At 69.5% G+C, this 20412-nt stretch carries 17 protein-coding genes; 8 read left to right on the forward strand and 9 right to left on the reverse strand.

Features of this window, described 5'->3' with window-relative positions:
• Window positions 1-97: 97 nt before the first annotated feature.
• Window positions 98-1267: a DUF2062 domain-containing protein gene (locus LuPra_RS27755; protein ID WP_110173775.1), complete on the reverse strand. Its 1170-nt coding sequence runs from the start codon at window positions 1265-1267 to the stop codon at window positions 98-100.
• Between the two features lie 51 nt (window positions 1268-1318).
• Here LuPra_RS27755 and LuPra_RS27760 point away from each other — a divergent pair, with 51 nt between their 5' ends.
• Window positions 1319-2233, forward strand: a complete 915-nt coding sequence (locus LuPra_RS27760; protein WP_157899773.1) for a chorismate transformation FkbO/Hyg5 family protein — start codon at window positions 1319-1321, stop codon at window positions 2231-2233.
• A gap of 95 nt (window positions 2234-2328) precedes the next feature.
• On the opposite strand, the gene LuPra_RS27765 is transcribed toward LuPra_RS27760, so the two are convergent.
• Entirely contained in the window at window positions 2329-2760 is a 432-nt protein-coding gene (locus LuPra_RS27765; RefSeq protein WP_110173777.1) for a 3-hydroxyacyl-ACP dehydratase FabZ family protein, read from the reverse strand.
• 23 nt (window positions 2761-2783) lie between these two features.
• Between LuPra_RS27765 and LuPra_RS27770 the strand changes: the two genes are divergently transcribed.
• A complete protein-coding gene (locus tag LuPra_RS27770) occupies window positions 2784-4313 on the forward strand; it encodes a class I adenylate-forming enzyme family protein (RefSeq protein ID WP_110173778.1) in 1530 nt (509 codons plus the stop codon).
• On the opposite strand, the gene LuPra_RS27775 is transcribed toward LuPra_RS27770, so the two are convergent.
• The 5 genes from LuPra_RS27775 to LuPra_RS27795 form a co-directional block, all read right to left on the reverse strand.
• On the reverse strand, window positions 4296-4685 hold the full coding sequence (locus tag LuPra_RS27775) for an OsmC family protein (protein WP_110173779.1): 390 nt from the start codon (window positions 4683-4685) through the stop codon (window positions 4296-4298). The genes LuPra_RS27770 and LuPra_RS27775 overlap by 18 nt on opposite strands.
• 84 nt (window positions 4686-4769) lie before the next feature.
• Window positions 4770-5258 (reverse strand): DinB family protein, encoded by a 489-nt coding sequence (locus tag LuPra_RS27780; protein ID WP_157899774.1) that lies wholly within the window; start codon window positions 5256-5258, stop codon window positions 4770-4772.
• A 113-nt stretch (window positions 5259-5371) separates the two neighbouring features.
• Window positions 5372-8305 carry a gamma-glutamyltransferase gene (locus LuPra_RS27785; protein ID WP_110173781.1) on the reverse strand — a complete coding sequence of 978 codons (2934 nt, stop codon included), beginning with the start codon at window positions 8303-8305 and terminating at the stop codon, window positions 5372-5374.
• A 23-nt stretch (window positions 8306-8328) separates the two neighbouring features.
• On the reverse strand, window positions 8329-10197 hold the full coding sequence (locus LuPra_RS27790; protein ID WP_234800585.1) for a transketolase: 1869 nt from the start codon (window positions 10195-10197) through the stop codon (window positions 8329-8331).
• 22 nt (window positions 10198-10219) lie between these two features.
• The gene (locus LuPra_RS27795; protein WP_157899775.1) at window positions 10220-11629 is read right to left on the reverse strand and encodes a DUF255 domain-containing protein; all 1410 of its coding nucleotides are present in this window, start codon (window positions 11627-11629) and stop codon (window positions 10220-10222) included.
• Between the two features lie 20 nt (window positions 11630-11649).
• Here LuPra_RS27795 and LuPra_RS27800 point away from each other — a divergent pair, with 20 nt between their 5' ends.
• From LuPra_RS27800 to LuPra_RS27815, 4 genes are all read left to right on the forward strand, one after another.
• On the forward strand, window positions 11650-12663 hold the full coding sequence (locus tag LuPra_RS27800) for an isocitrate/isopropylmalate dehydrogenase family protein (RefSeq protein ID WP_110173783.1): 1014 nt from the start codon (window positions 11650-11652) through the stop codon (window positions 12661-12663).
• A 139-nt stretch (window positions 12664-12802) separates the two neighbouring features.
• Window positions 12803-13927 (forward strand): 1-acyl-sn-glycerol-3-phosphate acyltransferase, encoded by a 1125-nt coding sequence (locus LuPra_RS27805; protein WP_110173784.1) that lies wholly within the window; start codon window positions 12803-12805, stop codon window positions 13925-13927.
• Window positions 13924-14859 (forward strand): proline dehydrogenase family protein, encoded by a 936-nt coding sequence (locus LuPra_RS27810; protein WP_110173785.1) that lies wholly within the window; start codon window positions 13924-13926, stop codon window positions 14857-14859. The genes LuPra_RS27805 and LuPra_RS27810 overlap by 4 nt, the downstream gene beginning before the upstream one ends.
• Before the next feature lie 200 nt (window positions 14860-15059).
• The gene (locus tag LuPra_RS27815; RefSeq protein WP_110173786.1) at window positions 15060-15335 is read left to right on the forward strand and encodes a hypothetical protein; all 276 of its coding nucleotides are present in this window, start codon (window positions 15060-15062) and stop codon (window positions 15333-15335) included.
• 250 nt (window positions 15336-15585) lie between these two features.
• On the opposite strand, the gene LuPra_RS27820 is transcribed toward LuPra_RS27815, so the two are convergent.
• Entirely contained in the window at window positions 15586-16719 is a 1134-nt protein-coding gene (locus LuPra_RS27820) for a M20/M25/M40 family metallo-hydrolase (RefSeq protein ID WP_110173787.1), read from the reverse strand.
• 1 nt (window position 16720) lies between these two features.
• On the reverse strand, window positions 16721-17812 hold the full coding sequence (locus tag LuPra_RS27825; protein ID WP_110173788.1) for a TolB family protein: 1092 nt from the start codon (window positions 17810-17812) through the stop codon (window positions 16721-16723).
• Window positions 17813-17853: 41 nt separating this feature from the next.
• Here LuPra_RS27825 and LuPra_RS27830 point away from each other — a divergent pair, with 41 nt between their 5' ends.
• A complete protein-coding gene (locus LuPra_RS27830) occupies window positions 17854-18639 on the forward strand; it encodes an SDR family NAD(P)-dependent oxidoreductase (RefSeq protein WP_110173789.1) in 786 nt (261 codons plus the stop codon).
• 141 nt (window positions 18640-18780) lie between these two features.
• On the forward strand, window positions 18781-20160 hold the full coding sequence (locus tag LuPra_RS27835) for a CCA tRNA nucleotidyltransferase (protein WP_110173790.1): 1380 nt from the start codon (window positions 18781-18783) through the stop codon (window positions 20158-20160).
• Window positions 20161-20412: the final 252 nt, after the last annotated feature.

A 20412-nucleotide genomic window follows, 5' to 3' on the forward strand; every position in this document is an offset into this window, starting at 1 on the left:
GGCGGCAGCCGCTCGCGCACACCAGGTTCCCCCGCGCTACCGCGCGAGGTCCCAGCGATTCAGGGTTGGCAGAGGATGCGTCGGAAGGCGGCGCGTGTCAACGTCCGTCGAGTCGGAGGCCGGCACTGATGAGCACATTCCCGAACGGCGTGCCCTGGCCCATGGGCTGCACGTGCGCCTCGAACCCCTCTTCGTGCAGGAGCGTCCGCCAGGCCGTCTGGGACCGGAACAGGAACCGTTGCCGCCAGTGGCCCGTAAGAAATGCCTTCATCGTGTTGCCGACGCGGACGAGGCGGAAGCGCCAGCCGGCGTCGGCGTCCGCCTCGCGGACCAGCAAGCGGCCCGTGTGCGGCAGCACGGCGCGGATGGCGCGCAGCAACTCACGTTGGCCGGCATCGGGCATCAGGTGCAGCACATCGAACAGCAGCACGACGTCAGCGGCCGGCAAGCCCGCCGTCCGCCCATCTCCGGCAACGATGTCCGCCTCGTGCTCCAGCGCCCGCTTCGCGACGCCTGCCACGCGCGGCCGCAACTCCACGCCGACCAGGCGCGTGAACTGCGGCGGATCGGACCGTGTGGTATCCCATTCGCCCCGCCCGGCCGTGTGTTGGGCCTCGGCCACCAGCGCCAGCATGAGCCCTTGCCCGCACCCGACATCGAGCAGCGTGCCCGTGGCGGCAGGGAACTCCGCGGCGAGCGCCGCGGCATACACCGGATCGCCGGACAATTTGCCGCGCGCGAACTCCCACGCCGTGATGCCCGAGTCGAGAAAGCGATCGCTGGCACGCCGGACCAGCAACTGGAAGAACGGATCCTGCGCGGGGCGTCGCGCAGCGTATGTCACGACACCGCCGACGATGCCCACGATCAATCCGACGACCACACTGCCGATGACGAGGTCGGTGCCAAAATCCCACACACGACCAGACGTGATCATGTCCCATGACAGGGTGAGCAGGTGACCTCGCCGGACCAGTGATCCGGCCTGCACCTCGGCATAGAACAACGGCGGCAGGATGAGGGGGTTGATGACGTTGGCGGCGAGGTACATCTTGAGGCGGTTCAGGCCGAACGCCCGGCCTACCAGCCAGCACAGGCCGAAGTGCACGCCCCAGAACGGCGTGCAGCCGATCATGAGTCCAAGCCCGATCGCGAACGACTCGCGACCGCGGCTATCGCCCTCGGTCCGCAGGGCATGAATCGCCCGTTGCAGACGCGAGGCGCGAGACAGCGCACGGGCGCTGCCAGCCAACGGAACGGTGGTCATCTTCAGGTATTATGACCGCTCGCCCCGCGGATGCCGGGTCGCCGTGCAGTGATGCCAAAGATTACCGTCACGACGCCGATCGCACTCGCTCCGCTCGCTCCCCTGCCACCGTCCTGGGTGGATGCGCTGGTGGGCTCCTCACCAGACATTTCCACGACCAATGCGCTCGATGGCACCGTCGAGGTGCGAACGGGCGCAAACTTCACACACGTCGCGATCACGATCCCGGACGCACATGGGCTATCACCGGATCGGCTGCACGAGCACGTGCGCGACGCATATCTTTCGGTAGCGGCCACCCTCAACGCCCAACGGCGTCACCCCGTGCGGTTCTGGAATTTCGTGCCGCAGATCCATACGCCTTCTGGTCCCGGACTGGATCGCTACATGGTCTTCAACGGCGGGCGATTTGCGGCGTGCGAGCACTGGCACGGCTCACCGAATGACTTCGATCACACGCTGGCGTCGGCCTCGGGTGTGGGCGTGCTCGGTCGTGCGCTCGCGATCCATTGCCTGGCCGCCAACAATGCCGGCGAGCCCGTCGAGAACCCACGCCAGGTCCCGGCATACAAGTACTCCCGCCGCTACGGGCCGCGCCCGCCGTGCTTTGCCCGCGCCACGCAGTTGACGCGCCCGGTGCATGGCGCCTGGTGGCTGCTGGTGGCCGGCACCGCGAGCATCCGCGGCGAACTCACGGTGCACGCCGACGACGTCGACGCCCAGACGGTCGAGACGCTGGACAACCTCGATGCACTGCTCGCCGCCGCCGAAACGCGGCGCGGCGCCAGCGATGCCGTCGCCCGCTTCACCAGCTTGCGCGTCTACATCGTCCGGCCCGACGACCTCGACGTGGTGCGCGAACGCATCGCCGAGCGGCATGGAGACGTGCCGGACATCGAGTGCGCACAGGCGGAACTGTGTCGTGGCGACCTCCTCGTGGAGATCGAGGGCATCGCAGAACTGTAGGCCCTTCGGCCCTGCGGTGATCAAGGGAAGAGGGAGAGGGAAGAAGTCACAAGGGCGTCCAGGGACAAGGGACCATCACGAAGGAACACGGGGAACTACCCTCGCGTTCCGACATCCGCCAGCGTGAGACTCCCCTTCGCGACGACGACGCCGTCGGCCGTGACCGTGCCTTCGATCTTGAACAGACCGCCCAGGCGGCCCGCGATGCGCGCCGTCGCTTCGAGCAGTACGTCCGCGCCGCATCCTGCCGGGAAGCGGAAGCCGTCCACTGCGGCGAGCCGCAACGCGTGCGGTCGGTGCGGCTCGCCTGGTCGCGGCGCCCCGGCGGCCAGCCCGCCGGTCTGCGCCAGCAGTTCGATCAGCACGACCGCCGGCACGACCGGTCGATCGGGGAAGTGACCCTGGAAGTAGAAATCACCCTGTCGGGTCTGGCGACGGCACACCGCCTGCACGCCTGGCTCGACGGAGACGACGTCCTCGACCAGGCGCATCGGTGGGGTGTGCGGCAGTAGGGCGAGATACTCCACGGCTTATCATCGCCCAGGCGCGCATGACTTCCCTCTCGCCACTTGCCGAGGCCTTCCGGGCCGTGCTGCGCGATCGCCGCAGCGAGGTGCTCGTGATGGCGCCGAGCGAATCGCGTACGCTCACGGCCCAGGACATCGACACCCAGGCCTGCCACTTCTCGGCTGCGCTGGCGGCCCAGCGGCTGTCGCAAGGCCAACTGGTCGTCACCTACATCGGCAACGCGTCGGTGATGCCGGCGCTGGTCCTCGCCTGCCTTCGAGACGGGCTGACGCTGATGCCGGTGGACCGCAGCACGCCGCCGGCCGAACTCGTGGCGCTCGCCGCGCGCTGGGATGCTGCGGCCATGGTCCTGCCCGACGGCCTCGATCTTGGCGCCGCGCTGTCGCTCGACCTGACTTGTCCGCCGGAGCCTTGGCGAAGGCGGAAGGTCGACGGCCACACGAACGATAGCCTTGCTGCGCGCCTACCAGGCCACCACGTGCCGATCGGGCATGGCGTTGCCGCATGGGTGGCGACGCCGCTGCCTCCACCGGGACGGCACGCGCCCGCGGCCGTGCTCAGGCTCACGTCAGGCAGCACCGGCGAACCTCGTGTGACCTGCACCGAGGAACGGCATCTGGTCGCCGATGTGGTCCACATCGTCGAGGCGATGGACATCCGGCAAGGCACGAGGCAAATCGGAGTGATTCCCCTCTCGCACTCCTACGGCTTCGGCAACCTGCTGCTGCCACTGCTCTGGCAGGGCACGCCGGTCCTCCTGCGCCCGCAATTCGTGCCGACGCAGGTCGCGCCCGACATCCGGTCCGCCGCGCTCGAGACCTTTCCCGGTGTGCCGTTCATGTTCGAGCACCTCGCGCGGCACCAGGACCTGTCGCACCTCTGCTCGCTGCGCCTCGCGGTATCGGCTGGCGCGCGCCTGAGGTACGAGACGGTGACCGCCTTTCATCGGGCCACGGGCGTAAAGGTGCGATCGTTCTACGGCTCGACCGAGACCGGGGGCATCTGCTTCGACGGTACGGACCGCCTCGATGAGCGTGTGCCGGTCGGCCATCCCATCGGGGCGACGCGCGTGGAACTCGTGGCTGAGGCAGACGCGCCCGAGGGTTCCGGTCGCGTGCGCGTGTCCGGACCGAATGTGATCGATCGCTACGCAGGCACTGACGCACCGCACTTCGATGGCGTGTTCCTCACGAGCGACTACGCACGGGTCGACGCCAATGGCACGCACGTCCTCACCGGGCGCGTGCCCTCCTTCGTCAACGTTGCTGGACGCAAGGTAGTGCCCCAGGAAGTCGAGGCCGCGCTGCGCGCGCTGCCGGGCGTATCCGATGCGGTGGCCATGGGCGTGGACGATGCGGTGCGTGGCGAGGCGCTCGGGGCGTGCCTCGTGAGCGACGCGGCGTGGGACGCGCGCACCGTCCGCGAGGCGCTCTCCAGCCAGTTGGCGGCCTACAAGCTGCCGCGCGTGGTCGTGGTCACCCGTATGCTGCCGCTGACCGATCGGGGCAAGGTCGATCGTGCCGCCATTGCGCGACTACTCGGGCAGGCGTGACTCCATCGCCACGCCGGACCGCAGCAGCTTCGCGACCGGGCAGCGCTCGGCGATCTCCAGCAGGCGTGCCTTCTGTCCATCGTCGAGGGAGCCGCGCATCGTGATGTGTTTCACGAACGAGGGGATCGGCGTCGAGGTGTAGTGCACCTGCACGTCCACGCCCTCGAGCGGCCATGCCTTGCGCTCCGCGTACATGCGCAGCGTGATCGCCGTGCATGAGGCGAGACTGCCCATGAGCAGCTCGAGCGGCGTCGGCGCCGTGTCGGTGCCGCCGACCTCCGCGGGTTCGTCGGCGGCAAACGTGTGAGTCCTCGCCGTCATCGACGTGTCGTAACGCGTGCCGAGCGTGGCCTCGAGGATTCTGAGACTCATGACTCCTCCTGGGCCGGGCTCGGCCACCTTCGCGCTCCGCGCGTCGGTGCCCAAGGCGAGCCGGCCCTACCTTCCGAATGCCTGTCAGGCGGCCAGCTTGCGCAGGATCGCCACCTGTCCACCGTGGTAGGCAAGGTGCTGCACCAGGCCGAGAACCGTCTGCTCGTACGTGACACCCGTACCAAGCGCGGCGTCGCGCGACTCACCGACCAGATCGTCCCAGCGGGCCTCGGGAAATCCCGCGACCGCCTCGGTGAGCCGCGCCATCGCCTCGGCCAGTTCCAGGTGCATGGCGGCCCATCCGGCCTGGTCCGTCGCGCGCGGGATCGGCCAGTCGCCCTCGATCGGATCGGCTGGCGGATGGCCGGAGACTCGACGGGTCACCTCCGCGACCCACGACGTCATGTGCGCCACGATCGCGCCGATCGAATGTACGCCGGCAGGTGGCGTGGCCATGGCCTGGGCGAACGTGACGTCTCCGATCAGGCGCACGAGGGACGGCCCGTGCCACGGGTCGCCATCGAAGGCGCGGTGCAGCTGGTCGATGAGGAGCGACGTGCGACTGGTCGGCATGATCACCTGCGTGCTGGCGGGTTGGCCGGGCTCGGCCGCCTCCGCCAAGGCTTCGGCGCCCCAGGGACCGCCGGCCCTACCTTTGTGACGCGGCCCCAACGGCTGGACCGCCTCTATCTTTGTACCGCGACCGCGGCGTGCGAGCGCCTCGGTTCGGCGCCGGCCTCGATGCGGCCGGTCGCCTGGTCGAACTGCAGGACAGCCGCGTACCCGTACCGGTACTCGCCCTTGCGCCCGACCTTCTGGAAATGATGCCCGCGGCCAGCGAGATCGTCGAGCACGGCCGCCGGGAAGCGATCCTCGATCTGCACGCGTGGCGTGAGCCCGGCCGGATCGGCAGGATCACGTGCGACGAGGAGACGCGGTGCCTCGATCGCCGCCTGCGCGTTCAGTCCGCCGTCGACGTGACCGAGGATGATGGAGTACACCGAGGCACCGATCCACGCGTTGCCAGCGGCCCCGACGGCCAGTCGCGGCTTCAGCGTGCCGTTGACGTCCTCGCACACCAGCGTCGGTGCACTGGTCGACGAGGACCGCATCAGCGGCAGCAGTTGCCCGTACGCACCGCGCACGGTGCGGTAGCCACGCAGGTGGTTGTTGTAGAGGAAACCGAGGCCCTTCGAGACGTAGAAGTTGCCGCCCCACGTCGACAGCGTCTGGGTGACCACGATCACGTTGCCGGCCGAATCGCCGACGGCAAAGGCGGTGGTGCCGCGGCCGATGCGCTCGCCCTGCCCCTGGCCGGCGGTGTCGGCATCTTCTGAAAACGGCATCGCGTGCGCCGGATCGATGCGCCCGAAGAGGGTGGCCGCGTGCGCCGGGTCGAGGTGCGGCGCGACCTCGACCGGCCAGAGCGCCGGGTCGGCGATGCGCCGCAACGGGTCGCGCACCTTCCATGCCTCGATTACGTGATGCAGGTAGTCGGGAGCGTCCCGCAGCAGCACACCCCGCGCCGCGCCGTAGCGGTCCAGGATCTGCAGCGTCTCGATCAGCGACGTTCCGGTCGAGACAGGCGGCGGCGCAGCGAAGATGGGCAATCCCCTGTAACGCCCGGAGACGGGTGAGCGCTCGATCACCTGGTATTGCGCGAGATCCTCGAGGCCGATGATGCCGCCATTGGCCTCCATGTCGGCTGCAATCCGTTTGGCGATACTGCCGCGGTAGAACGCATCGGCACCTTCGGCCGCGATCGCCCGTAGCGTCGCAGCGTAGTCCGGGTTCGCGAACTGCTCGCCGGCACGCGGGACGCGGCCGTTGGGCAGGTACACGCGCGCCGCTTCGGGGTAACGCTCGAGCAGTGCCCGGCCTTCACGCAACGTCGAGGGCAACGTCTCGTCGAGTTCGTAACCGTCCGAGGCGAGCGCTATTGCCGGCGCCATCAACTGTGTCCAGCTGAATCGACCGGATCCGTAGCGACGGTGCAGATGGTCCATCCCGGCGACCACGCCGGGGATGTTGGCCGCCGCCGGTCCGTCGTTCACGAGACGGCCCTCACGGAAAATCGCCGCATTGGTCAGCGTCGCGTGGATCGGCGACTGGTCCTTGTAGTCGATCACCACCGGCTCGCGCATGCCGTTCAGGAACAGCAGCGCCATGCCATCGCCGCCGATGCCTGACGCGTCCGGCTCGACGACACCGAGTGCGAACGAGACGGCGATCGCGGCGTCGACGATGTTGCCGCCCTGCGCCAAAACGCGGGCGCCGGCTTCGCTCGCCAGGCGATGGCCGGACACGACCATCCCGTCCTGCGAGCTGATCGGCGTCCGTACCAGCGGTTGCCGCGCCACCAGGTCGTCGACGATGCGCTCCAGTTCCGCACCGGAACGAGCCGCAGCCGCCTTGGGACGCAGCCGATCGCGCAGCGCCTCCCATGCCGTGGCCGACGGCCCTGCCTGGTAATAGAGGTCACGCAACAGCTGCCAGGTGCGATCGAACGCCAGCGTCCACCGCGCCGCGTCTGGCGTGATGGCGCTGGTCACGCCGACGGCGCCCGCGTCGGGAGGCAGCGGCGCCGGAATCGTCCGGAGGGTGAAGCCGGATCCACGCTCGAATAGGGGCGGCGGCTCCCCGGGCTGGCGCGCAGGGTTGCCGTTGTAGGACGGCCACTCGGCAGGGAGGTCCGCGAGGAGCAGCACGCGACCATCCGGTGACCACGCTGGCTGCGAGCGCAGCCGCGACACGAGGATGGGCGCGCCATCGGCCGACGGACGCGGTGCACGACGTTCCGCCAGGGCCGCGGCCGACGGCACGGCTGCCACCCACACGGCGCCCTCCCCGTCGGTGCTGGCGGCAAACGCGAGCCGCGTCGCGGCCGGGTCCCATGCCGGGTGCGACTCGCGCCCGCGCGTCGCGGTCACACGCCAGGGCCGGTCCTCGACCTGGCTTGCGGCGGCCGGATAGTCGCGGCCTTCCGGCAACGCCGTCGGGCCCTCAAGCGTGCGAACCCACACGTCGTCGCCGCCGCGCTCGTCCTGCAGGCTCGATACGTAAGCGACGCGTGTGCCGTCGGGAGACACCGCGGGGTACTGCTCGTCGGCGGAGGTGTCGATCACGACATCGACCGGCGGCAGCACGCCCAGAGCGCTGCCGTCGACGTTGATCGTCATCAGCCCCCACTGCTCGCGGACGCGGTGGGCGAACACGAGCCGCCCATCAGGGGTCCATGACGGATGCCGATCGTCGCCCGCCGCGATCGTCAGGCGGCGCGGCGCACCACCTTCCTCGGCGACGTAGAGGTCGAATCCTGAACCGAGGTCGGCGGCAAAGGCGAGCCGACGGCCGTCGGGAGCCCACGCGGGATCGCGCTCGACCGGTGCCGGCGTGCCTGCAGGCCATGCCGCGAAGGCACGCGGATCGCTGCCGTCCGGCCCCAGGGTCCAGATCTGGTCGAGAAGAGAAATCGCGATCCGCGCGCCATCGGGCTGCCACGCGGCGTCGCGCACTGCCGACAGGGGCCGGGCGTCCTGCGCGCCGACGACGACGTGCAGGCCCGCCGCCCCGAGGGCGGTCAGCGCGAAGAAGCGGCCGAGGCGAGTCGCCGCGAGCATGCCGATCGACCGTCTGCCATGCGTCAGCGACTGCTGACGAGTCGGCGGATGGTCTCCGCGAGCGCCCGCGCCGAGAGGCCGTTGATGTCCATCAACTCCTCCGGCGTGCCGCTGCGCGGCACGGCAGGTACCGCCACGCGCTCGACGCGCATGCCAAGCGGCGCTAGCACTTCGCACACCGCGTCGCCGATGCCGCCCGCCGAGTAGTGATCCTCGACCGTGAGGACCAGCGTCGTCTCGCGGCCGGCGGTGGTCAACGTGGCTGCATCGACCGGCTTGACCGAATACAGGTCGATGACGCGGACGTGAATGCCCTCGCCGGCGACCGTCTCGGCAGCTTTCAGAGCCTCGAACACCGTCACGCCCGCGGTCGCGATCGTGAGGACATCGCTGGCCGACGAGCGTAGTACCTTCGAGCCTCCCACCGGGAAGGCCTCGCTGGCATCGTAGGTGACCGGCGTCTTGGGACGGCTCGTGCGGATGTAGGCCATGCCCTTGTGGGCCGCGGCCTCGACCACCAGTTTCTCGGCGCTCACCGCGTCGCACGGATAGAGCACGGCGCAATCGGGCACGGCGCGGAACATCGCCAGGTCCTCGAGCGCCATCTGTGAGCCGCCATCCTCGCCGATGGAGACCCCGCAGTGGCTGCCCGCGAACTTGGCGTTCACGCCGCTGATACCAGCCATGCGCACGAAGTCGGCCGCGCGCGTCAGGAACGCCGCAAACGTGGTCGAGAAGGGGATCGCCCCGCGCGCCGCGAGGCCCATCGACATGCCCACCATCACCTGCTCGGCGATGAAGGCCTGGTAGAAGCGCTCCGGTGCGACCTTCTCGAAGCGATCGGTGAAGGTGGAGTTCTTCACGTCCGCGTCGAGCGCCACCACGCGCGCGTCTGCCACGCCAAGCTTGGCGAGACCCGTGCCGTACGCCTCACGTGTCGCGACCAGCTCACCCTTCTTGTACGAGGGCGGCTCGATGGCACCGGGCGCCGCCGGATCCGGCCGCGCCACCACGCCAGAGGGCGCCGGAATCGCGGGGCATCCGCCGCCGTCCTCCGGCACCAGCTGCGCTTCCAGCTCGGCGACCGCGCCGTCGGCCTGCTCCGCCGACAGCGGCTTGCCGTGCCAGCCGGGCTTGCCTTCCATCACCGAGATGCCCTTGCCCTTCTCGGTGCGCGCGACAAGCACGGTGGGCTGCCCCTTGGTCGCACGGCCCTCGGCAAACGCCGCCTGCACGGCATCGACGTCATGCCCGTCGACGACGATCGCATGCCACCCGAAGGCGCGCCAGCGTGCCGCGACCGTTTCCGTGTCGTGCCCGAACTGCGTCTCGCGGCTCTGCCCGAGGCCGTTGAGATCGATGATGGCGCAGAGGCTGTCGAGCTTGTGGAACTGTCCGCTCTGCGCGGCCTCCCACACTGAGCCTTCCGCCATCTCTCCGTCGCCCATCAGCACGTAGGTACGGTAGTCGCTGCCGATGCGTCGCGCGTTGAGCGCGCAGCCGACACCTGCCGCCAGCCCCTGCCCGAGCGAGCCCGTGGCCAGGTCGACCCACGGCAGCCGCGGCGTCGGATGGCCTTCGAGGTCACTCGTGAGCTCGCGAAGCGTCAGCGTAGCCTCACGCGACACGATGCCGACCTCGGCCCACGCCGCATAGAGCAACGGCGCGGCATGCCCCTTCGAGAGGATGAAGCGATCGTTGTCGACGCGGCGCGGATCCTGAGGGTCGTACCGCATCTCGCCGAGGAACAGCACGGCGACGATGTCGGCGGCCGAGGCGCAGGTGCTCGGGTGGCCGCTGCCGGCTCTGGTGGTGCTGCGTACGGAGTTGATCCGCAGGCGGGTGGCGACGTTGCGCAGGGCGGCTGTGGCGGGTGCAACTGACGGTGACACAAGGACCTCCGGGTCGTGCAGTCTACCACGCAGCGGTGACGGCGCCGGCTGGTCCGAACGCGTGCCACGCGAGCCCGACGGGCGCGCCGAACGCGCCGGCGGCGAGCGCCTCCGGCGTCACCGCGGCAAGGATGCGGCGGGCCTCTGCGGCGTGCCCGGCGTCGTCGGGGAACAGTCGTCGCAGGAGTCGGGCGGCGGCCGCATTCCCAGTGATCGGATGATGAGCGTCGGCAAGACGACCCACCTGCCCCGCGCCTGCCAGCGCCGCGACGCGATCGCGAATGGCGCCAGCGGGTTCCTGCAGTCGGGCAAGGCTGGTGCGCACGAGTTCCTCGGCCAGGTCGCGGTAGACCGGATCGGTACGCCACGCGTCGGCATCGAGCAAGGCGTGCGCCAGCAGCATGGCATCGTCGAGCAGGACGGGCCCCCGCGCGTGCCCGTCGGCAATCGTGTGCGAGACACCAGATCCTCGGGAATAAGCCACCGGCGCCAGGACCTCGAGGGCTTCGATGGCTTCGCGGGCCAGATCGGGGCGGTCGAGCGCGTCGGCCGCGGCGAGCAGGGCGCGACAGGCGCGTGCGCTCGCATCCACGAGGACCAGGCGCGGGCCCCCGGTCCAGGGACGCCACTGCCCGTCGTCGCGACGGAAGGCGGACCGAAGGCCGTGCACAAGCCGGTCGAGCTGGGTCGACCACGCGGGCAGCGGCTCGAGCCCAACGGCACGTGCCATCACGCGGACCCACTCGGCCTGGTCCTCGAGCCGGGCCACTGGGGCGAGGCCGTCCGCATCCGTCGCGAACGCCACAACGCCGGTGTCGTCGAGGCAGGGCGCGGCATCGTGGAGCGCGTCGATCGTGTCGGCCGCGGTCGAGGCCCAGTCAGCATCGCCGCGGGCGGTCGCCTGCGCCAGGGCGAAGAGCGCGGCGCCGGCTGAAGGCGTGCCGTCATGCATGCAGGCCCCGGTTCGCGGGTCCCGTGTCGCGTGGATCGCCATCGCGAAGGCATCGAGGACGGCTGCGTTGTCGTCGAGGCGGGTCGAATCGGGCGGCCCGACACGGGGCGCCGAAGGCCATGCACCGTCGTGCGAGGCGAAGGCGCGAGCGGCATCGCGGATGCGCGCGGCGAGCGCATCGTCGTGAAGGTGCGTGCCGCCGGTGAGGACGTGCCCTTCGGGCGTGAGCACCAGCAGCGAGGGCCAATGGCCCAGTCCGTAGCGGTCGCCGATGTCGGGCCGCAGATCGGCATCGACACGCACCGGCACGGACGTATCGGCGACGGCTGCGACGACGTCGGGTCGTGCGAATACCTCGTCGCGCACGCGCCCGCAGGCCGGCGACCATGCCGTCTCGAGCAGGAGCAGGACGGGCCGGCGGCGGCGTTGCGCCTCGAGGAACGCGGCCGTGTGCCACGGCAGCCAGTCGATGGAGGGCACGATCCTATAATGGCGTGCAGATGGCTCATCGGATCACGCTCATTCCCGGAGACGGCATCGGGCCAGAGGTCAGCGCCGCCGTCGTGCGCATCATCGAGGCCGCTGGCGTCGTCGTCGAGTGGGAGGAGCATCACGCCGGCGTCAGGGCCGTGGAGCAGTCGGGCAGCACGCTGCCGCAAGCACTGCTCGATTCGGTCACGGCCAACCGCGTCGCCCTGAAGGGGCCGGTGACGACACCCGTCGGCGAAGGGTTCACGAGCGTCAACGTCGGCTTGCGCAAGGCCCTGGACCTCTACGCGAACCTGCGTCCCGTGTCGAACCTGCCCGGTGTCCCCTCGCGCTTCCAGGGCGTGGACATGGTCATCGTCCGCGAAAACACCGAGGACCTGTACGCGGGGCTCGAGAACGAGATCGTGCCGGGCGTGGTGGCCGGGCTGAAGATCATCACGGCAACCGCGAGCGAGCGCATCGCGCGGTTCGCGTTCCGGCACGCCGTCGACAACGGCCGCCGGAAGATCACGGCGATCCACAAGGCCAACATCATGAAGCAGGCCGACGGCCTCTTCCTGCGCAGCGCGCGGATGGTGGCCAAGGAATTTCCCGACGTGAAGTACGACGAGAAGATCGTCGACAACGCGTGCATGCAACTGGTGATGCGACCGGAGCAGTTCGACGTGCTCCTGCTGCCGAACCTGTATGGCGACATTGTCTCGGATCTCGGCGCGGGACTGGTTGGCGGCCTGGGGGTGGTGCCGGGAGCGAACCTGGGCGAACGGTCAGCGGTGTTCGAGGCCGTGCATGGCAGCGCACCAGACATTGCCGGCCTGGACGTCGCCAATCCGACGGCCCTGCTGCTCTCGGCGCTGATGATGCTCCGGCACATCGGCGAGCGCACGCCGGCCGATGTCATCTTCGGCGCGGTGAGTCGCGTGCTGGCTGCGGGCGCGACGCTGACCCGCGATCTGGGCGGTACAGCGAGCACGACGCAGTACACCGACGCCGTCGTCGGCGAGATTCACGCGCATCGGAGTTAGGTAGGGACCGCTCTCCGAGCGGTCCATCGCCGCGCGAAAGACGCAGCGGTTCTGGTCCGCTGCGGGAGAGGGACGCCTCGGAGAGGCGTCCCTACCTTACCCGGGGGATGCGGCATCCGTGCTGCTACACTCGTGAGTCGTGATTGGCGAGGACCTGCGGCAGGCGGTACTGGCGCGTGAAGACGTGCGGCGCCTCTACGAGCCGCCAGACGGCGATCCGGCCGCGCTCCCGCGGATCGAGGGCTACCTCGAGGAACTCCGCGCCACGCAACGCCACTCCATCTACCGCGCGCTGAAGCACCCGCTCTACCCGATTCTCCGCAAGGTGGAACGCGTGGCAGAGGGCCTCCCGCATCTCCGCAAGGCACTCGACACCGGCCGTGTCGTCTACGTCTCGAACCACAAGAGCCACCTCGACTACCTGGTCGAGCTGTTGATACTCGAGGATTTCGACCTGCGGCCGCCGATCATCGCCGCGGGCATCAACCTGTTCGGCGGTGCGCTCGGCCTGCTGCACAAACACGTCACCGGTGCGATTCCGATCCGGAGAGGCGCGCGCGATGCGGCCTACCTGGTCACGCTGAAGGCGTTTGTCGCGGAACTGCTGCAGTCGCACGACCTGTTCTTCTACCCGGAAGGTGGCCGCAGCTACAGCGGCGAACTGAAGACCGCCAAGACGGGCCTGTTCAACGCCATCGTGCTGGCCGAGGTGCCGGTGCTGCACATCGTGCCGGTGGCCATCGCGTACGACCTGGTGCTCGAGGATCGGATCCTTGCGCCGCAGGTGACCAAGGGACGGCAACGGCCGTTCTCGCGCGAACTCGCCGAGATGGTCGGTACCGCCGTCGGTTATCAATCGCGCGCCTTCGTCACGTTCGGCGCACCAGTGACGCTGACCGGCGGTGAGTCCCGATCGCGTCGCGACGTGATCGACCTTGCGCAGACCGTGCTCGCCGCCGTCGGCCGGCTGCACAAGGCGCTGCCGACGGCGCTGGTGGCGTCGGTGATGCGTCCCTCGATGCCCCGTGGCGAGCTCGTGGCGGCCGTGCAGGGATTGATCGATCGGCTCGCGGACAGCGGCGCCAACCTCGGTACCACGAACGGCGCGGAAGCGGTAGAACAGGCGCTTGCCCTTTTCGAGGAGCGGGGTGTGCTGCAGCCCGAAGGGGACATCGTCCGCGTGCGCGACCGTTTCGTGCTGCGCTACTACGCCCGCCAGCTGAAACACCTCCTCGTGCCGGCGCGTCCCTCGTCCGAGGCATGATCGACGCGCTCTCGAAGGCGGCCTTCGGCACGCTGGCCGGGAGTACGACGCTGAAGCGACTGGCCAGCCGCTACGGCATGCGCGGCGATGGCGGCTTCGCCCGGCGCTTCGTGGCCGGCGAGCACATCGATGAAGCGATTGCCGCGGCCCGCAGTGTCGAGGCCCAGGGACTCTCGCAGACACTCGACCTGCTTGGCGAGAGCGTCGCGAGCGAGGTGGAGGCCAGCGCCGCCACCAACGCTTACCTCGAGATGATCCCGCGTATCGCCGAGGCCGCCATCGGCCGCAACATCTCGATCAAACTGACACAACTCGGCCTGGACCAGTCTCCCGACATCGCCGGGCGCCACCTCGGAACCATCCTCGCCCGTGCACACGACGAGGCGTTCTTCGTCCGCGTGGACATGGAGAACTCGCCATACGTCGAGGACACGCTGACGCTCGTCGAGGCGGCGTGGCACGAGGGGCTGACCAACGTCGGCGTAGTGCTGCAGTCGGCCCTCAAGCGAAGCGAGAGTGATCTGGATCGGGTGCTCGCCCTCGGGATGCGGGTTCGCCTGGTGAAGGGTGCCTACAAGGAGCCCGCGTCGCTGGCGTGGCAGTCCAAGGCCGACGTGGATGCCGCCTATGTCCGGATGCTGGAGCGCCTGCTCGCCCAAGGGCGGTTCCCGGCCATCGCGACGCACGATCCGGCGATGATTGCCGAAACATGCCGGATCGCAGGGACATCCGGCCTGGCGGCGTCGGCCTTCGAGTTCCAGATGCTTTACGGCGTGCGCCGCGACCTCCAGGCGGCCTTGATGCGCGATGGGTTCGGTGTCCGTGTCTACATTCCGTACGGGCGCGAATGGTTCCCATACTTCATGCGTCGCCTTGGTGAACGCCCCGCGAACGTCGGGTTCGTCCTGAAGAGCTTGGTCCGCGATCGCTGAGCCGTTGGTAGTTATGGGACTTCGCGTCCGCTAGCATTCCCGCCCCACTCCCCGGCCTGCCACCCGCCCCGCAGGGCTGGCACGGTCCTCGCTTTGTTTCCAGCCGTTCGCTAGTCGTCATCCACAGCGTTCAATCGGACGAGGGCACACGCGCAGGCTCCCCAGCGCCCGCGAGTCCCCGGTCAGGGAGGAAAGACACCATGGCCAGCGAGGCTCAGGCCACCCAGTTCACCACGACGTTCCCCGCGCTTCGTGCGCGCGGCCGATCGTTCTCGGAGCACACCACCCGTGTAGGCGTCTGGCTGCGTCAGTCACTGTGCGGACTGAATGGTCACGATCGCTACCTGCACGTTGAAGGTTCGCGCGTCACGCTGCGTTGCGTTGGGTGCAAGCACGACTCGCCGGGCTGGGAGACGGGCGGTCGCGCCTACCAGCGTACGCACGCGGGCGACCCGAATCGGCACCGCATCCGCTGACGCGACGGCGCCGACCGACTGTTGCCAGATCGGTAGGCGTCCGCCTTCAGGATTCGGGGGGCGTCGACCTTCGGGTCGACGCGTGCCAGCCGATTGATAGGCGTCGACCTTCGGGTCGTCGCGCGAAATGTCAGCGTGAAGGGTGCCGTCTTCGTCCGGCACTGCGAAAAAGGTCCTCACCGCGGCGACACATTTCGGCTTTTCGGGGCATTCGTGGATTTCTGCCGTGAGCTGGCCACGCGACCTGGCGTCAGCCGAGAAACTGTCTCGCCAGGGCGGCGAGCGTGAACGCGCACTCGTCGACGCTGGACAGCTCGACGTACTCCACCGGGCTGTGCAGGCCGGCGCCACGCGGGCCGAAGATGACGGTGGGAATGCCGGCGCCGCCGAAGATCGCGGCGTCGGTCCAGTAGGTCATGCCGCTGATCCGCGCCTCGAGCCCGCGCGCCCGCCCGGCGACGACGAGCTGCTGCGGCAACTCCGCGGCCTGATCGAGATCGTAGCCGGGGCGCTCCACCACGAGGCGCACGTCGGCACGGAACTCCGGGTCGTTCTTGCGCAGCACGGCCAGCATCTGTTCGACCTCGTGCAGCGCCCGCGCGCCGTCTTCACCGGGCAGCGTGCGGCGTTCCATGAACAAGCGGCAGTGCGCCGGGTACACACTCGCCTCGGTGCCTCCGGCAATGGTCGAGGCGTGCAGCGAACCACTCCCGAGCAAGGGATGCGTCGGCCTGGCGCGCAGTTCCTGGTCGAACCGTTCGAGCACGCCGAGCACACGGCCCATCGCGAGGATCGCGTCGCGTCCCTCGTCCGCGCGGCTGCCATGCGCGGCCTTGCCGAACGTCTGCAGCTCCAGCCAGGCGAATCCCTTGTGCGCCACGGCGACACTCAGGTCCGTCGGTTCGGTGATCACCGCACCATCGGCGCGCCAGTCGCGCACGAGGGCTTCGGCCCCGATGCTCGCGTACTCCTCGTCGGCGACGCCGGCGACGAGCACGCGGCCCTTCGCCAGGCCCTCTGCCGCGAGTAGCCGCACGGCGCCAACGCACGCGGCAACACCCGCCTTCATGTCCTGCGTGCCGCGGCCATACAGTCGTCCGTCCCGTTCGACGGGCGTGAACGGGCTGTCCATGCCCTCGACGCCCACGGTGTCGAGGTGACCACACAACAGCAACGTCGGCCCCGGCTGCGCGCCTTCGAGCACGCCGACGACATTGGGGCGGCCGGGAGCGGCCTCGGTCACGGTGACGTCGAGGCCGGACTCGCGCAGACATGCGGCCAGGCACGCCGCGGCATCGGCCTCGCCAGGCGCGCCGGGCACCAGCGACGGGTTCACGGAGTTGATGGCGACCAGGTCGCGCAGCAACTGGCGGGCGCGTTCCACGTCAGGGCTTCCAGCGGGCCGTGAAGATGTTGGTGTCGCCCCGTGTCTTCTGCTGCCGGTTGGACGCGAATACGAGCGCCTTGCCGTCGGGCGAGAACATCGGAAACCCGTCGAAGTCGGGGTGGTGCGTGACCTGCTCGAGTCCGGAGCCGTTGGCGTCGATCAGGAACAGGTCGAAGTTGCGGCCCTTCACGTTGTGCAGATTGGACGAGAAGATCAACCGCTTGCCGTCAGGCGTCCAGAACGGCGCGAAGTTGGCTGCGCCGTTGTTGGTGATCTGGCGCAGCTGCGAACCGTCCGCGTTCACGATGTACAGCTCGGTCGAAGTCGGGCGCCACAGGCCTTGCTTGAGCAGCGCGAAGTACTCGGTGAACTCGGGAGTGCCGGCCTGCGGGTGGCGGCCGCGGAAGGCGATCTGCGTGCCGTCGGGCGAGTAGAACGCGCCGCCGTCCGGGCCGGGGAGGTTGGTCAGGCGCTTCACGTCCGACCCGTCGCCGGCCATGGTGTAGAGCTCCATGTCGCCGTCGCGCACGCTCGTGAACACGATGCGTCCGTGCGGCCCCATCGTCGCCTCGGCGTCGTAACCAGGCGTCCTGGTCAGCGCCACGGCCCCCGATCCGTCGGCGTTCGCCTTGTAGATGTCGTAGCCATCGAAGATCGGCCACACGTAGCCCTGCGCCATCGAGGGCCGCTCGGGACACGCGGCGGCCTTGCCGTGCGTCGACGCGTAGGTGATCTGCCTGGCGTCCGTGGTGAAGAAGCCGCACGTCGTGCGTCCCTCGCCATTGCTCACCCGGCGCCGGTCGGTGCCGTCGATCTTCATCACGTACATCTGGTCGCAGGAGACCGGATCGGGCGATGACTGGAAGATCAGGTGCGTACCGTCGGGCGAGAAATAGGCCTCGGCGTTCTCGCCCTTGTCGGTCAGCATGCGGATGTCGGCCAGGTGGCCCTCGAGTGCACCGAGGTTGGCCGGAACCGGCGGCATCGCCGGCGCATGCGGCGGCTGTGCCATCAGAAGCGTGTCAGGGCGCAGCAGGCCCGCCGCCGCGAAGGCAACGGTCGCGGCCACGAGGGTCGAACGAACATTCATACGGCCGAGGATAGCATCGGCAGGCTGCTACGATCCGGCCGATGACCGACCGCCGGACCGCCGTGATCACGGGTGCCTCCTCGGGCATCGGCGAGGCATGCGCCCGGGCCTTCGCGCGCGAGGGACTGCACGTCGTGCTCGCGGCGCGGCGCCTCGAACAGCTCGAGCGCGCCGCTGCTGCCATCACCGCAGCCGGCGGCATCGCCAGCGTCGTGCCCTGCGACGTCACCGACCCCGTCCAGGTCGACCGCGTCGTCGCGGTAGCACTCGAGAGTACGGGACGGCTCGACGTGATGGTCTGCAATGCCGGGCTCGGCTTCAACGGCCGCCTCGAAGAGACCAGTGCCGAGACCATGCGACGGCTGATGGAGGTCAACTACTTCGGCACGTTCCACGCGGCGAAGGCCGCCGTCGCGCATTTCCGCACCGCCGGCCGGGGGCACCTGTTCATCATGTCCTCGATCGTCGGGCGCAAGGGCGTGCCGCGGATGAGTGCGTACGCCGCGAGCAAGTTCGCACAGGTCGGGCTCGGCGAATCGGTACGCGCCGAGTTGGCCGGCACTGGCATCCACGTGACGATGGTCTATCCGATCAGCACCGAGACGGAGTTCCGGCGCGCGATGGTGCGCGAATGGGGCCAGGACGTCGCCGGCGCGGGTCCACGGCAGTCGCCCGATCACGTCGCCGCCGCGATGGTGCGGGCCTTGCGCCGGCCACGCGCCGACATCTATCCCCTGCGGCTGTCGCGCATCGTGCCCGCGGCCGCGGCGCTGCTGCCCGGACTGGCCGACTGGGTGTCGACGCGGTTGACGCGGAAGCCCAGGTAATACCGGGTACCGGGTGCCGGGTTCCGGGTTCCGGGTTCCGGGTTCCGGGTTCCGGGTTCCGGAAGGCGAAACGACGCGAGATCGACGGCAACCGTGCTTGAGACCTGAGACCTGAGACTTGAGACGCGGCGACAGGAACGCATGGAGACACAGGTCGATTCACTTTCGCTCGCTCGCGCCATCGCGGAGCAGGTGCGCGCCTGCGGCGGCCGCGCCCTGGTCGTGGGTGGCTTCGTTCGCGATGCCCTGCTCGGCCACCCCTCCAAGGATCTCGACGTCGAGGTCTTCGGCCTGCCCGCCGCCGAGCTGAAGACGTTGCTCGGGCAGTGGGGCGCGGTCAACACGGTCGGCGAGAGTTTCACGGTCTTCAAGGTGCAGGGTCTCGACGTATCGCTGCCGCGGCGCGAGTCCAAGGTCGGGCGGGGCCATCGCGGCTTCGAGGTCCACGGCGATCCCTCCCTGCCGTTTGCCGAGGCCGCACGCCGGCGCGACTTCACGATCAACGCCATGGGCTGGGATCCGCTCACCGGCGAGTACCTGGATCCGCACGGCGGGCGCGACGACCTGGCGCAACGCGTGCTGCGAATGGTGGACGGCCGGACCTTCGGCGAGGACAGCCTCCGCGTCCTGCGCGCCCTGCAGTTGGCTTCGCGATTCGAGTGCAGCGTCGACCCCGGCACGCGCGACGTGTGCCGCGCCACGCCACTCGACGATCTCGCCGCCGAACGCGTCTGGGGCGAGGTCGAGAAGCTGCTGTTGCGCGCCGCGCGGCCCTCCATCGGCCTGCACCTCGCCCGCGACCTCGACGTCGTCTCCCGGCTCTGGCCGGCACTCGAGGCACTGGCCGGCTGCCCGCAGGATCCGGAATGGCACCCGGAGGGCGACGTGTGGACGCACACGTGCATGGTCGTCGACCAGGCAGCTTCGCGTAAGGAAGGATTCTTGTATCCGGAGCAGGTCAGCCTGATGGTCGGTGCCCTGCTCCACGATATCGGCAAGCCGCTCGTGACCGCGGTGATCGACGGGCGCATCAGGTCGCCCGGCCACGAGGGCGAGGGCGTGCCACTCGCGACTGGCCTGCTCGATGCGTGGCAGCTGCACACGCTGGACGGCTACCCGGTGCGCGCGCAGGTGCTCGGCCTGGTGGCCTGGCACATGCTGCCCGGGTCGTGGTCGAAGGCGGCCGAGCCGGTCTCGGATGGCGCGTTCCGTCGCCTCGCCAGGAAGGTCGACATGGTGTTGCTGGCGCGGCTCGCCGAGTCCGACTGCAACGGGCGCAGCGGCACCTTCGACTGCTCGTTCGGCCAGTGGTTCCTGGATCGCGTCGAGGCGCTCGGCGTCGAACACGCCCCGCCCGCGCCGCTGCTGCTCGGCCGGCACCTGATTGCCCTCGGCGTGGCTCCCGGCCCCCGGATGGGCGATATCCTTCGTGACGTCTATGAGCAACAGCTCGACGGTGTCGTGGCGACTGTGGAGGACGCGCAGGTGGCGGCACGTGCCATCCTCTCCGGCAACGCGTGATCGCTGGTCCAACCGACTGCGGGGCCGGCGCGCAACTTGCCACCAGGATCGAGCGTCGCGAACACGGTGAACGCGTTCCCGGTCTGCGTCTGCAGCGCCAGGCGGCTGCGGCCGAGCCTTTTGAGCCGCGTGGGCCTCGTGCGACGGCCGGTGGTCGCAACGTGCGGTCCGCCGGGGCCTCCGTTCGGTCGTGTGTCACTCCCGTATGCAGGAGGCGCACGCCCGTCACAGAGGAGCCAGGACGCCCCACGC

The sequence above is a fragment of the Luteitalea pratensis genome, assembly GCF_001618865.1.
GTDB lineage: Bacteria > Acidobacteriota > Vicinamibacteria > Vicinamibacterales > Vicinamibacteraceae > Luteitalea > Luteitalea pratensis.

What these genes read in the sequence shown, in the direction of transcription:
- LuPra_RS27825 (WP_110173788.1), bottom strand. Translation starts at nt 17,812, where the DNA reads ATGAATGTTCGTTCGACCCTCGTGGCCGCGACCGTTGCCTTCGCGGCG.
- LuPra_RS27830 (WP_110173789.1), top strand. Translation starts at nt 17,854, where the DNA reads ATGACCGACCGCCGGACCGCCGTGATCACGGGTGCCTCCTCGGGCATC.
- LuPra_RS27785 (WP_110173781.1), bottom strand. Translation starts at nt 8,305, where the DNA reads ATGCTCGCGGCGACTCGCCTCGGCCGCTTCTTCGCGCTGACCGCCCTC.
- LuPra_RS27760 (WP_157899773.1), top strand. Translation starts at nt 1,319, where the DNA reads ATGCCAAAGATTACCGTCACGACGCCGATCGCACTCGCTCCGCTCGCT.
- LuPra_RS27800 (WP_110173783.1), top strand. Translation starts at nt 11,650, where the DNA reads ATGGCTCATCGGATCACGCTCATTCCCGGAGACGGCATCGGGCCAGAG.
- LuPra_RS27770 (WP_110173778.1), top strand. Translation starts at nt 2,784, where the DNA reads ATGACTTCCCTCTCGCCACTTGCCGAGGCCTTCCGGGCCGTGCTGCGC.
- LuPra_RS27815 (WP_110173786.1), top strand. Translation starts at nt 15,060, where the DNA reads ATGGCCAGCGAGGCTCAGGCCACCCAGTTCACCACGACGTTCCCCGCG.
- LuPra_RS27780 (WP_157899774.1), bottom strand. Translation starts at nt 5,258, where the DNA reads ATGCCGACCAGTCGCACGTCGCTCCTCATCGACCAGCTGCACCGCGCC.
- LuPra_RS27775 (WP_110173779.1), bottom strand. Translation starts at nt 4,685, where the DNA reads ATGAGTCTCAGAATCCTCGAGGCCACGCTCGGCACGCGTTACGACACG.
- LuPra_RS27810 (WP_110173785.1), top strand. Translation starts at nt 13,924, where the DNA reads ATGATCGACGCGCTCTCGAAGGCGGCCTTCGGCACGCTGGCCGGGAGT.
- LuPra_RS27755 (WP_110173775.1), bottom strand. Translation starts at nt 1,267, where the DNA reads ATGACCACCGTTCCGTTGGCTGGCAGCGCCCGTGCGCTGTCTCGCGCC.
- LuPra_RS27835 (WP_110173790.1), top strand. Translation starts at nt 18,781, where the DNA reads ATGGAGACACAGGTCGATTCACTTTCGCTCGCTCGCGCCATCGCGGAG.